General features: G+C 64.3%; 13 protein-coding genes. 11 read left to right on the top strand and 2 right to left on the bottom strand.

Translation table 11 applies throughout. The features are described from left to right. Positions 1–38 precede the first annotated feature (38 nt). The 8 genes from CLV47_RS02320 (at position 39) to CLV47_RS02285 (ending at position 8,512) form a co-directional block, all read left to right on the top strand. Positions 39–1,229, top strand: coding sequence for a thiolase family protein (locus tag CLV47_RS02320; RefSeq protein ID WP_202862331.1), 1,191 nt, complete (start codon positions 39–41; stop codon positions 1,227–1,229). Continuing rightward, a complete protein-coding gene (locus tag CLV47_RS02315; protein ID WP_106347363.1) occupies positions 1,226–1,633 on the top strand; it encodes a Zn-ribbon domain-containing OB-fold protein in 408 nt (135 codons plus the stop codon). Before CLV47_RS02320 ends, CLV47_RS02315 begins: the two co-directional genes overlap by 4 nt. Positions 1,634–1,739: 106 nt before the next feature. Further along, on the top strand, positions 1,740–2,192 hold the full coding sequence (locus tag CLV47_RS02310) for an acyl-CoA thioesterase (protein WP_106347362.1): 453 nt from the start codon (positions 1,740–1,742) through the stop codon (positions 2,190–2,192). Between the two features lie 5 nt (positions 2,193–2,197). Next, complete coding sequence (locus CLV47_RS02305; protein WP_106347361.1) at positions 2,198–3,505, top strand: AI-2E family transporter; 1,308 nt, start codon at positions 2,198–2,200, stop codon at positions 3,503–3,505. Between the two features lie 6 nt (positions 3,506–3,511). Then, positions 3,512–4,849, top strand: a complete 1,338-nt coding sequence (locus tag CLV47_RS02300; RefSeq protein WP_106347360.1) for a family 4 glycosyl hydrolase — start codon at positions 3,512–3,514, stop codon at positions 4,847–4,849. 156 nt (positions 4,850–5,005) lie between these two features. Continuing rightward, entirely contained in the window at positions 5,006–5,947 is a 942-nt protein-coding gene (locus tag CLV47_RS02295; RefSeq protein ID WP_106347359.1) for a hypothetical protein, read from the top strand. A gap of 162 nt (positions 5,948–6,109) precedes the next feature. Then, positions 6,110–7,261 carry an acyl-CoA dehydrogenase family protein gene (locus tag CLV47_RS02290; RefSeq protein WP_106347358.1) on the top strand — a complete coding sequence of 384 codons (1,152 nt, stop codon included), beginning with the start codon at positions 6,110–6,112 and terminating at the stop codon, positions 7,259–7,261. A gap of 81 nt (positions 7,262–7,342) precedes the next feature. Further along, positions 7,343–8,512, top strand: a complete 1,170-nt coding sequence (locus tag CLV47_RS02285; RefSeq protein WP_170110928.1) for a TetR/AcrR family transcriptional regulator — start codon at positions 7,343–7,345, stop codon at positions 8,510–8,512. A gap of 68 nt (positions 8,513–8,580) precedes the next feature. Here CLV47_RS02285 and CLV47_RS02280 read toward each other — a convergent pair whose 3' ends face one another. Then, complete coding sequence (locus CLV47_RS02280; protein ID WP_106347356.1) at positions 8,581–9,294, bottom strand: helix-turn-helix transcriptional regulator; 714 nt, start codon at positions 9,292–9,294, stop codon at positions 8,581–8,583. A gap of 121 nt (positions 9,295–9,415) precedes the next feature. On the opposite strand from CLV47_RS02280, the gene CLV47_RS02275 reads away from it, so the two are divergent. From CLV47_RS02275 to CLV47_RS02265, 3 genes are all read left to right on the top strand, one after another. After that, entirely contained in the window at positions 9,416–10,042 is a 627-nt protein-coding gene (locus CLV47_RS02275; protein WP_106347355.1) for a DUF2231 domain-containing protein, read from the top strand. A 49-nt stretch (positions 10,043–10,091) separates the two neighbouring features. Further along, on the top strand, positions 10,092–10,538 hold the full coding sequence (locus tag CLV47_RS02270) for a hypothetical protein (RefSeq protein ID WP_106347354.1): 447 nt from the start codon (positions 10,092–10,094) through the stop codon (positions 10,536–10,538). 113 nt (positions 10,539–10,651) lie between these two features. Next, positions 10,652–11,605: an NAD-dependent epimerase/dehydratase family protein gene (locus CLV47_RS02265; RefSeq protein WP_170110927.1), complete on the top strand. Its 954-nt coding sequence runs from the start codon at positions 10,652–10,654 to the stop codon at positions 11,603–11,605. Between the two features lie 3 nt (positions 11,606–11,608). On the opposite strand, the gene sfnG is transcribed toward CLV47_RS02265, so the two are convergent. Continuing rightward, the gene (sfnG, locus tag CLV47_RS02260) at positions 11,609–12,772 is read right to left on the bottom strand and encodes a dimethylsulfone monooxygenase SfnG (RefSeq protein ID WP_106347352.1); all 1,164 of its coding nucleotides are present in this window, start codon (positions 12,770–12,772) and stop codon (positions 11,609–11,611) included. Positions 12,773–12,940: the final 168 nt, after the last annotated feature.

The following is a 12,940-nucleotide window of genomic DNA, read 5'->3' as shown; positions in this document are numbered from 1 at the left end:
TCTGCGTACGCCGTACCGCCGCGCGCTAGTGTCGGGACGTGACTTCTACTTCAACCGGTACGCCGCGCGCATCGATCGCCGGCCTCGGCATAACCGACATGGGCAAGGTCTACGGACGCACCGCGACCGACTTCGCGGACGACGCGGTACGCCGCGCCGTGGACGACGCCGGCCTGGAGCTGTCCGACATTGACGGCCTCCTCGTGAGCAAAGGCGTCGGCGACACCGGGCTCAACCTCAAGCTGCGCGACCGACTCGGCTTGCGCGAATTGGCAATCGCCTCGGAGATCAACTCGTTCGGCGCTACCGCGAGCGTCATGATGGGTTATGCCAGCGAGCTGATCCAATCCGGCCAGGCGACCACGATCGCGTGCCTGTTCGCCGACGCTCCACTCAAGCAGGGCCTGAGCGCCGGCGAGGCGTACGGCCACCGCGGTCGGGTGACACCGGTCGACTTCGCGGGGGTGCGGATCGCCAGCGGAATGACCTCGACGACGATGTACTACTCGCTCGCGGCGCAGCGGCACATGAACGTGTTCGGTACGACGAGCGAGCAGTTCGGCCACGTCGCGGTGAGCCAACGCGCGTGGGCCGAGAAGAACCCGCTCGCGACCATGCGCAAGCCGATGACCCTGCAGGATCATCAAGACTCACGGATGGTCGCCGACCCGCTGCACCTGCTGGACTGCTGCCTGGTCAGCAACGGCGGCGTCGCGGTCATCGTGACCTCGGCCGAACGCGCCCGAGACCTCAAACAACGACCCGTCGACGTACTCGGCTACGGGCAGACCCACCTCTCGCACCCGTTTCGCAGCGACTCGAAATTCGGCATCGAGACCGGCGCGGCGCAGGCCGGCCCCAAGGCGTTGGCGATGGCGGGCCTCTCGGTCAACGATGTCGACCTGCTGGAGCTCTACGACTGCTACACCTACACGGTCCTGATCACCCTCGAGGACTACGGTTTCTGCGCGAAAGGCGAAGGCGGGGCGTTCGTCGCCGACGGCAAACTCGGCCCCGGCGGATCGTTGCCGACCAACACCGGCGGCGGTCAATTGTCGAGCTACTACATGTGGGGGTTCACTCCCCTGTCCGAAGCGATCATCCAAGCGCGCGGCGACGGCGGCGACCGACAGGTCGACAAGCGCGACGTGATCATGGTCAGCGGCAACGGCGGAATCCTCGAACACCACGGTACGACGATCCTCACCCCAGGAGAGAACGCACGATGAGCTTCGACCTGCCAGACATCACGATCGACGTCACAGAACGGGTCGCTCCGTTCTTCGAGGCGCTCGGCCGCGGCGTCGTACTTGTGCAGCGCTGCAAGGCATGCGGCGACGCGACGACGTACGAGACGACCCGATGCGACACCTGCCAAAGTGACGACCTCGTCGGCGAAGAAGCCTCCGGTACGGCGAAACTCGTCACCTGGACCGTGATCGACCGGCCGACGCATCCGGCGTTCAACGGGATCGAACCGTACGTCACCGGCTACGTCGAGCTCGCCGAAGGCCCGTGGCTTCCGGCCCGGATCCTGATCGACCGCGCCGACCTGCGACCCGACCTGGCGGTCAAGCTCGCGCCGGCGACGGCCAGCAACGGTACGGCGTACCCGGCTTTCGCGCAGGCCTAACCCCGGGGCAGGACCTCGCCGGATAGAGCGGCGCGAGCGGAGCTCGCAAACGGTACGGATAGATTGGCTGCGTAATAGGCCCGTTAAAGAGTAGTCAGGACGAACCGTGCCGATCGACGTACATGTATCAACCGAAACCTTCACGATGCCGCTCAAGGTGCGCTATTACGAGGCCGACCAACAGTCGGTCGTCTACCACGGCTGGTACCTCAACTACTTCGACGAAGCGTTCATGGCGTGGCTCGAGACGCTTGAATACGGCTACGGGAAGATGGCCGAAGATGGCGTGGATGTCATGCTCGTGCACTCCGAGATCGACTGGCATGGCAGTCTTCGCTGGCCCAACGACGCCGAGATCGCCGCGTCGCTTGTCGCGATCGGCAACTCTTCGATCACCGTCGACTACGCCGCGATCGTGGACGGCACGCCGGTCTGTTCCGCGCGCACCGTCTACGTCACCGTGGACGCCAAAGAGTTCACCCGCATGCCCGTGCCAGAGCCGATGCGCGCGGCACTGGGTCATCCGGCGCCACTGCGCAGACAACGCGCCGGTCGCTGAACGCAATGCCCGAGCAGTCGCCCGCGGCCGGCGAACATGACGAGATGAAGTCCGGCCCCACGACAAGCCGGCAGCATCGCCGGGATACCGGCGCGGCCGGCAAATTTCGCGAGCGACTCGCGAGGGCACGCGCGACCGCCAAGGAAACCGTCGACGAAGACTTCGCGCCGGACCTGAACGCCGAACCGATCCCCCGAGCGGTGAAACTCACGGCCGGCTGGGCGATCCGGCTGGTTGTCATCGGCATTGCCATCTACCTGCTGATGTGGTTGCTGACCCAGCTCACGGTCGTCGTCGTACCGGTCGTGATCTCGCTTCTGGTCGCGGCCCTGCTGACACCGCTGGTGCGGCTGCTGCGACGCGCCGGACTTCCCGGAGTGCTGCCCGCGATACTTGCGTTTCTCGCCGGAATCGCCTTTATCGGTGGGCTGATCGCGCTCATCGTCCAGGAGTTCGTCGGCAACTATCAGACCGTCTACACAACGGTCCAACGCGGCGTCAACGAGCTCATCAGCTGGCTGGCGGACGGCCCACTGCACATGGACACGTCGCAGCTCGGCCAGACAATCAACAAGGCTCTGGCGAAACTTCAGGCCAACCCGGACGAAGTCGTTAACGGCACCCTCAACGTCGTGTCGACGACAGGCAGTGCGCTGTCCGGGCTGTTGCTCACGCTCTTCACGACGTACTTCTTCCTCGCCGACGGCGACACGATGTGGCGCTGGGTGTCGAAACTGTTCCCCACCGGCGCGCGCTGGAAGGTCAACCGTGCCGGCCGCCGCGCGTGGGACGTGCTCGTCTCCTACATGAGCGTGACGCTGCTCGTCGCCCTCATCGTCGGTATCGCTACCTGGATCGCCTGCAAGATCGCCGGGGTACCACTGGCCCTGTCCGCCGGCTTGATCGCCTTCATCTTCGCGTTCATCCCAACGCTCGGCGGGTTGATCTCCTCGATCGTGGTCGTCCTCCTCACGCTCGTGTCGACCAACCTGACCACCGCGATCGTGATGGCGCTAGTCATGATCGGCATCCAGACGGTCCAGGGCAACTTCATCTATCCGCTGCTGATGAACCGCCAGCTCAAGATCCATCCGCTGGCCTCGCTGCTGCTGGTCGTACTCGGCGCCGTACTAGGCGGGATCTTCGGCGCCCTAATCGCCGTACCACTCGCCGCCGTGATCAACACCGGCTGGCTGGATCTGCTGCGTGCCAGCCAGGGCCTGCCGCAGAGCACCGAAGCGGTCCAGCTGGGCCTCGACTCCGGCGATGAGGACGGCTCACTGTTCGACCCGACCATCGACGCCCCGGAGTGAGGTGCCGTGCAACTCACGATCATCGGAGGCGGCGGTTTTCGTACTCCTCTTGTATATCGAGCACTTCTCGACGACCCAACGCGCCTAATCGACCGCGTCGTACTCGTTGACACCGACGTACGACGACTCGGCGTTATCGAGTCCGTCCTTGCCGGTTTCGCTCATGGGCGCCCGTGGAGCCCGCGGGTAGTCGCGACGACGGACCTGCGTTCAGGACTCGCCGGTGCCGCATTTGTGTTCTCCGCGATCCGGCCCGGCGGCCCTGAGGGGCGAGAGTACGACGAAAATATCCCGCTGCGCCACGGCGTACTCGGGCAGGAGACGGTCGGCATCGGCGGCATACTCTTTGCCCTCCGGTCGATCCCAGCGATGCTCGACATCGCCCGCGCGGTGGTGGACGTGGCTCCCGAAGCGTGGCTGATCAACTTCACCAACCCCGCCGGGATGGTGACCGAGGCGCTGCACTCCGTGCTCGGGGATCGAGTGATCGGCATCTGCGACTCCCCCGCCTCTCTGGTACGCCGAGTCGGCCGCGCACTGAATATCCCCGTCGGACAGGAAAAGTTCGACTACGTCGGCCTTAATCATCTTGGCTGGCTGCGCTCGATTCGCCACGACTCGGGCCCGGACCTGCTCCCGGCGCTGCTAGCTGACAAGCCCTCGCTCGAGTCGTTCGAAGAGGGGCAGCTGTTCGGGTCCCAACTCTTGCGCTCGCTTGGCTGCATCCCGAACGAATACCTGCACTACTTCTACTACGCGGCCGACGTACTCGCATCGGTGAGCGGTACGACGTCGCGCGCGTCGTACCTGCGCGCGCAACAGTCCGACTTCTACGCGGCCGCGCGGGCCAACTCCTCACCGGCGAGCGTGTGGCAGAGCGCCGTGGACGAGCGAAATCGCACCTATATGGCGGTTTCGCGCGAGGCTGCCGGCGCGGACGAACGACACCCCGACGATGTCGAGGGCGGGGGTTACGAGCAGATCGCGTTGGCGGTCATGCGCGCCATCGCCACCAATGGCGACGAGACGCTCATACTCAATGTGCGCAACGCCGGCGCCGTACCGGATCTCGATAATGACGCCGTCGTCGAAATACCTACTGTCGTGGGAAAGTCGGGCCCCATCGCGCTGCCGGTCGGCGTACTCTCCGATCACCAGGTCGGCCTCATGCGCGAGATCAAGGCCGTCGAACGCGCGACGATCGACGCCGCGACGACCGGCAGTCTCGGCTCGGCGTACGCCGCCCTGGCCATGCACCCGCTAAACGGCTCGTTTGCCCGCGCGACGCGCATTCTCGACGAGTGGCTCCCGCATTTCCCCGACGTCACGGTCCGCCTCCACTAGCTGAGGCGCGCCCCCGGTTAGTCCCAATCCCCGTTGCGTCCGGCAAAGTGGTCGTCGGGACGACCACTTTGCCGGACGTTAGAGGTACGACGGGCGTTATCCACAGCTAGCCCGGCGGGATGATCGAATCGCGCGAATCTGCGGGACGCTCGTGGCATGACGACTCCACGCGCACGGACACTCCGGCGGTCGCGGGTGCTATCCCTCGCCGCACCGCAAGAGGGAGTCGCGCACCGCCGTCAGCTCTACCAAGCCGGACTTACACGGAGCGAAGTGCGCGCCGAACTCGCCGCTGGGCGCTGGGTCCGGCTCGGTCAGCAGTCCATCCAAGTCGGTCCGGCGGGCACTCACTCGAAACTGTGGCAAGCGGTGTTTGAGGTAGGGACCGCCGCCGCCGTGGATGGCGTTAGCGCGCTGATCGCAGTTGGTCTCAGCGGCTTCAGCGAGGACGTCGTCCACGTCAGCGTGCCAAAATCGGCAAGATATCGCCGCACTAAGGGAGTGCGGATCCATGAGACTCGGCGGCGCCAGCCGAATGACCTCGCCGCGGTCGGCCTGCCGAGGGTCCTGCCGCATATCGCCGCAATTCGGGCCGCACTCTGGGCGCGGTCGGATCGCCAGGCGGTGACGATTCTCGCGATGGTCGTGCAGCAACGAATCGTGACAGCCGAGGACCTGTGGCTCGCTGCCCACACCGTTAAGCGACATGTGCGGCGTTCGCTGATCCGTCGCACAATCGGCGATCTCGCGGACGGTGCACAGTCCCTCGGGGAACTCGACTTCGCCGCGATGTGTCGCAAGTGGGGCTACCCACCGCCCGACCGCCAGACAGTACGGGTGATGCCCAATGGACGCGCCTACCTCGACGCCGAATGGGACGAGTACGACGCCGTCGTTGAGATTGACGGCGCGCAGCACTTCGGGCCAGATGCGGCGTACGCCGACCTGTTTCGTCAAAACGAGGTGACTCTGGGAGATTCACGCGTGTTGCGGGTACCGGTAATCGCGTTTCGCATCGGGCCGGATCCATTTATGGCGCAGGCCGGACGCCTCTTGCGGCGTGGCGGCTGGGAAGGTTTACACTCTCGCGCACCCTAGAACACCGTTGCGTCCGGCAAAGTGGTCGTCGGGGCGACCACTTTGCCGGACGTTAGGTTAATGAAGAGCCGTCCTAATGAGCAGCCCACCGCCCGCGAGCGCTTGCAGCCAGGTTAATCTCCATTAGCCTGATCATTACCTCATCTTGAAAGGAACACGACTGTGCAACGCACGATCTATAACGAAGACCACGAGGCATTCCGGTCCACTATTCGCAGTTTCATCGCCAAGGAGGTCACGCCTAACTACGCGGAGTGGCAGTCCATCGGCTACGTGCCGCACGACTTCTACAAGAAGCTCGGCGAGACCGGCGCGACGGCGTTCGACGTTCCCGAGGAGTACGGCGGCGCCGGCAAGACCAGCTATAAGTACCAGGCGGTCATGACCGAGGAGACTGCTCGGGCGGCGGTGTCGTTCGGTAACTACAACATCTCCACCGGCATCATCGTGCCGTATCTGCTCAACCTGGCAAACGAGGAGCAGAAGAAGCGGTGGTTCCCGGGCGTGGCCAGCGGTGAGCTGATGTTGGCGATCGCGATGACCGAGCCGGGCACCGGCTCAGACCTGGCTGGCATCAAGACCAACGCGCGCCGCGACGGAGGCGACTTCATCCTCAACGGCGCCAAGACCTTCATCACCGGCAGCTCGCAGGCCGACCTAATCATCGTCGTCGCCCGTACGTCGCCGCCGAGCGGCGACAATCGCCGTGAGGGCCTGTCGCTGCTGGTCATGGACACCACGTCGACAGGTTTCGAGGTGGGTCGCAGGCTGGACAAGATCGGCCTGAAGTCAAGCGATACATGCGAACTCTCATTCACCGACGTACACATCCCGTCCGAGAACCTCCTCGGCGAAGAAGGCAAGGCGTTTTCCTACCTGGGCAACAACCTGCCGCGGGAGCGACTGTCCATCGCCGTCCAGAGCTACGCGCTGGCGATGTCGGCGATTGAGCACACCATCGCGTACGTCAAGGACCGGCAAATCTTCGAGAAGCCTCTTTCCGGGTTTCAAAACACGAAGTTCGTCCTCGCCGAGTGCGCGGCCGAGGTCGAAGCCGCCGAGGCGATGGTCGACAAGGCGATCGAGCTGGATGATGCGGGCGAGCTGACCGCCGTCGACGCGGCGAAGTGCAAATTGTTCTGCACTGAGATGGCTGGCCGAGTCGCGGACAAATGCCTGCAGCTACACGGCGGATACGGCTACGTACTCGAGTACCCAATCGCGCAGCTCTACTCCGACACTCGCGTATCGCGAATCTACGGCGGGACCAGCGAGGTCATGAAGACGATCATCGCTAAGTCACTCGGTCTGTAACACTTGCACGCGCTCCGCGGTGAAGGCACGACCGGCTGACCGCGCACACCGATGCCGCCACCACCTTCACAAAGGACGAGAATGTCGAGCAGCGAAGCGGTCAAAACCACCCGGCCACGAAATCGCAAGAGTCAGATCGTGGCCGCGGCGGCCGACCTTTTCCGGGTCCACGGATATCACGGCGTTGCGCTAGCCGATGTAGCGGACGCGGTCGGGATTTCCGCCCCGGCGCTCTACCGGCATGTCCGCAACAAACAGGAGCTCCTTTTGACCACCGTCCAGGGCGGCTTCAACTCCCTGGACGGGGCCGCCCGCCGGTCCACCGACGTCGACGGTCTCGTGACGGCTCTGGTGACCCTGTCTATGACGCGCAGTGGTCTGGCAGGACTCTGGCAACGCGAGGCGCGTCATCTGCCTGATGAGGAACATGCGGCGCTGAGGGCTCAGCTCACCGACCTGGTCAAGCACATGGCCGGGCTGCTCCGCGCCGAGCGGAACGACCTCACCGATGCCAATGCGGAACTTGTCGCATGGTCACTCCTCGGCGTACTCGCAAGTCTGGCCGCGCGGCGCGTTGACCTACCGTCGCGCCGACTCGAACACGTGGCCCGGCAAGTGGCGTACGCCGTCGTACGCTGCGACGTGCGCGCGGACCCGGCAGCCAAGCTAGTCAACCGTAGGAGTCACCGATCCGATTCCGAGTCGCGCCGCGAACAGCTACTCAACGCCGCCGCCGAGCTGTTTGATCGTCGGGGATTCGGGTCCGTCAGCATGAACGACATCGGCTCTGCGGTGGGTATCGCCGGGCCGAGTGTCTATAAGCACTTCGCCGGCAAGGCGGACCTGTTGGCCGCGGTTATGGTGCGCGGATACGAGCGGTTACACGCGGGGCTTCCGCAGGTACACGCCGCCCCGGATCCACGCACCGCGCTGACAATCCTCATGCGGTCGCATATCGACTTCTCGGTCCAGAACAGCTACCTGATCGGCCTACTGATCAGCGAACGCGACCAGCTCCCCGACAAGGAACGGGCCGCGTCTGTTCGAGCCCAGAAGGACTATCTCGACGTGTGGGTGCGGATTGTCGACCGGGCGCTCCCCGGTCGCGAGCCCGGCGAGCTGCAGTTGATGGTGAATGCCGCCTTCACCGTCATCAATAACCTCGTGCGCACCGGCCGCACAAACCGCCGGTCCGACCTCGCGGATCGCCTGACCGAACTCACGCTGGCCATTGTCGCTACCGACCTCTAGCAACCAAGCAGTTCCCTTACGGAAATGGCGATATTTCCACGCCAGCAACTTTGACTCATCGCTGGGCACTACCCGGATGCGGCCTGCAGCTGCACGCAGCACTCGCCAGGTCGCGGAGCCTGGACCGCCTCCACCCGGCTGGCTCCGGCACCGCTGAGGAATCCCCTGAGGAATTCATAGTTGATGCCGCAGACCGCCTCAGTCTCGCGTTCCGCCAGCGGGTGAAACGGGCAGTTAGCCAACCGCACACATGCCGGACTCTCCCGATACGGTTCGAATCCGCGGCCCCGCAGCGCGGACTCCGCGAGCGTGAGTGCCCGCTCAGGGCCCAGCTTCCCGCCGCGCAGATCGGACCGAGCCGACTCTCCGAATAGGCGTCCACGTTCGTGGGCGGCTCGAGAGGCGGCATCACGGGCAGTCTCTCCCGGACGCTCCGTCACGAGCGCCTGCACGAGGATTTCCGCCAGCGCGCCGTACTGGCGCTCGGGGATGGTTACCGCAATGTCGATGGCGGCCGGCTCATAGACCTTGGGCGTGCGACCGACCTTGCGGACTCGGTTGCCCGCGTCGTAATGCGTCACGAGGAGCCCCACCTCGACGAGCTTGTCGAGATGGAAAATCGCGAGCTTGCGGGAAATGCCGACCGCTTCTGCGGCCTGCTCCCTGCTGATCGGGCGCCGAGCATCGCGCGCGTACTGATAAATCTTCCGGCGCGACGGGTCGTCCAGGGCCGACACCGCTCGAACGGGGTCAACCGATCCCTCTGAATTCGATTCCTTCACGGATCAATAATAACGCCAACAAGCGAGAGTATTACTCGGAACTGGCTGCAATTTCACGGGTCCCTTGACGCTTTTAGACTAAAAGACTAATAATGATTGGAGAAACTACTAAGGAGCCGCGATGTCTAATCAGGCCAGCCAAGCAAAGCAACCGGTGAGCGCCGCGCTCGCGGGCCCATACGGACATCCCTTCCACCCGATGCTGGTGACCGTCCCGATCGGCGCCTGGGTCGCGAGTCTCGTCTTTGACATTGCGTCCCTCATCGTCAGCAAGCCAGGATTCTTAGTTCAGGGCGCGGAATGGCTGATCGCAATCGGCGTACTCGGCGCCTTGGCGGCCGCGATGGTCGGCTTCCTGGACATGTTCGCGATTCCGACCGGTACGCCGGCGTTCCGCACGGCGCTGCTGCACATGAGCCTCAACCTCGCCGTCACCGTGGCCTACGGGGTCAATTTCGCCTGGCGTTTCGGCTTCTCCAGCGACGGGAACGCCGTCGGCACCTGGCAACTGGTGCTGTCCGCAGTATCGCTCGCCACACTGGCCGGGTCGGGTTACCTCGGCGGCAAACTCGCGTACCGGTACGGCGTACGGGTGGCAGATGAAGTCACCCAGGCCGAAGGGTTCGCGAAGGACAGAGATCCCGGGCAGGCCAGGCATTCAAAAACCGCGGCCCTCCCCAGCACTACCCCCGCCGCCAACAACCCGAAGGACCAGTCCGTCCGCCCCGCCGTACACACCAACCGGTAGACCAGCTAGGCCCCGGACTCAACAGAGCATCAACCAGGAGGAGATTGTCATGGACGTTGTCGCATTGATCTTGTGGATTTTGGCCGCCGGTGGCGGTTTCTATCTGCTCGCCACCTGGATCGCAAAAGGCGGCGCGCGTCCAGGGGCCGAGGGCGCTAGCCGATTCCCACCGGCGGTGATCTTCGGTCACTTCGGCCTGGCCGCGGCCGGCCTCGTCGTCTGGATCATTTACATGATCGCAGATGTGCGCGCGCTGGCCTGGATCTCCTTCATCGTCCTTGTCGTCGTGGCCGTTCTCGGGCTGACCATGCTGTTGCGGTGGGTTCCGTCGTACCGCACCCAACATCAGGCCGTGGGGGTGAAGGTCGGCGCCGGATCGTCGACCGGTGCCGTGGTGCCCGCGGAGGCGCATTTCCCGGTCGCGGTCGTTGGTCTACACGGGCTGTTTGCCGTTGCAACCGTAGTCGTGGTCCTGCTCGCCGCACTCAACGTCTAGCCCAACGCTGAATTCCGTTGCGTCCGGCAAACTGGTCGCCCTGGCGACCACTTTGCCGGACGTTAGAGTGGCGCCGTAGGGGTAAATACCGTCGCGACCCGAGGAGCAACACAGTGAGAGTCCTGATCACTGGCGGCACAGGCATCATCGGCACGCGGCTGGCGAAGCTGCTCCTCGACGCCGGAGATCAGGTACGACTGTTCGACGCGTCGCCGTCACCGCTTAGCGACGATCTGGCCGCCGCCGAAGTGATAACCGGCGATGTGTGTTCCCTCGACTCACTCGCTGCAGCGCTTGATGGAGTCGACCGCGTCGTACATCTCGCCTTCAAGCTCGGTTCCGAAAGCAGCGACGACGCGCTGACCGCGGCGTACGTCAATGTCGTCGGTACGACGAACCTTCTCGACGCGGCCCGCGCCGCGCGCACCGCTCAGGTGCTGATGGCGAGTTCGGTCGCGGTTTTCGGCTCCGACGCGATGTACGACGAGGCGGACTTCCCACTCACCGAGTCCGCGGCGCCGTACGGCTGCCCGGGGCTTCCGACGTACGGCGCGGGCAAGATATATATGGAGAAACTTGCCGACCTCTATCGTGAGCGCTACGGCATGTTCGTAGCGGGACTGCGGCCCAGTATTGTTTACGGCTACGGTCGCAAGGCAGGTGCCACCAGCTGGATGGCGCAGTTGGTGGAGAACCCCGTCACCGGCGTACCCGCCTCAGTGGGGTTCGCCGACGCGGCCGTCAGCCTGGTGTCTGTCGACGATGTGGCGATGCAGCTTCACGCTCTCCTGCAGACTTCGCCTGACGACTTCGGCGGCACCTGGTTTCCCAATACAGGCGGCGATACGACAACCATCGCCCAGGTGGCCGATATCGTCCGGGACTTGGTGCCCGGCGCCGAGATCAGCCTGACGAGCGAGGGCGAACGCGACGTGTCGGGACTCGCCTCACGCACCGACGAGTCGGCGATCACCCGAATCATTGGTCGCGGCCGCGCGCATAGCCCAATCGAGACGGGCATTGCGGCGTACGTCGAAGAAGCGCGCCGCCACCTGAGCAAGAACTGAGCGCTAGCCGACGGGCAGGGCAGGCGCCGCCTCGACTGCACGGAGTTCGAGGCCATTTGCGAGCGCGAGGTCGGCTTCCAACTCTCGCACGATGGGGAGGATCTCCCGGCCGAACTGCTCCACCTCCTCCTGGAAGTGCAAGTAGCAGGTCAAGATCAGGTTGACGCCACGCTTCTTGTATTCCACGATACGTTCGGCGATCTGCTCCGGCGTACCGATCAGCTCGGTCTTGAAACCATCGTTGTACTGCACCAAATCCTCGTACGACGAGTCGGCCCACATCCCCTTGTTGTCTGTAGTGGATGCACCGGCCTCCTGCACCGAGTCGCGGAATCCTTCTACCGCAGGCTTATGGGCCTTCGCGACGATCTCGCGCAGCGTCTCTCGGGCTTCCTTCTGGGTGTCGCGGGCAATCACGAATCCGTTCAAGCCGAATCGGGGTGCGCGCCCGGACTCCTGCGCCGAGGCGACGACGCCGCCGATGTTCTCAGAGAATCCCTCGAGATCTTTACCGTTGGAGAAGTACCAGTCCGCGACGCGCCCGGCCGTCGCCTGCGCGGCGGTCGAGTTACCACCAAAGAAGACCTCCGGGTGGGCCCGACCAGGCACGTCGACCGGCGGCGGATTGAGGGTGAAATTGCTGATGTCGTAGTACTTTCCGTGCTGCGAGTAGTCCGTCTCGGTCCACAGTCCGCGAAGGGCCCGGATGAACTCTTCGGTCCGCACGTAGCGTTCGTCGTGCTCGAGCCACGGCAGCCCGAAATTCACGAACTCGTCCTTCAGCCAACCCGACACGATGTTGACCGCCGCGCGGCCGTTCGAGATGTGGTCGGCGGTGATGACGTACTTGGCCAGCACACCGGGATGCCACATGCCCGGATGCACCGCCGCGATCACCTTGAGCCGTTCGGTGGCCGCGAGCAACGCAAGTGAAAAACTGGTCGCCTCATGCTGCTTGTCGGCGCCGTACGACGCGGCGTACCTGGCCTGAGTGAGCGCGTACTCGAAGCCGCTGTTCTCGGCGATTCGGGCAAGCTTCTTGTTGTAGTCGAAGTCCCAGCTGGTGCGCTGCTCGATCGTGCTGATGACCAGGCCACCGGAGACATTAGGCACCCAGTAGGCGAACTTCAGCGGATCGGCGAGTCGTGATTGAAGATCGATAGCCATGACGGCAAAAGCTCCTTGAATGGAGAAAAGTGATGTTGGTGGGCGCTGAGGTGATGCGCTCTAGCAACAGCGGTCGGAGCAGAACCGCATGAGGTCAACAGCGCGGCGCGATACCAAGACTGGCAGCGCAGGCAGCGGCTGGCGACGGACCATCATGGATAGGAAGAC

The sequence above is a fragment of the Antricoccus suffuscus genome, from assembly GCF_003003235.1.
Taxonomy (GTDB): Bacteria; Actinomycetota; Actinomycetes; order Mycobacteriales; family Antricoccaceae; genus Antricoccus; species Antricoccus suffuscus.
This window is presented reverse-complemented; position numbering and strand designations above follow the sequence as displayed.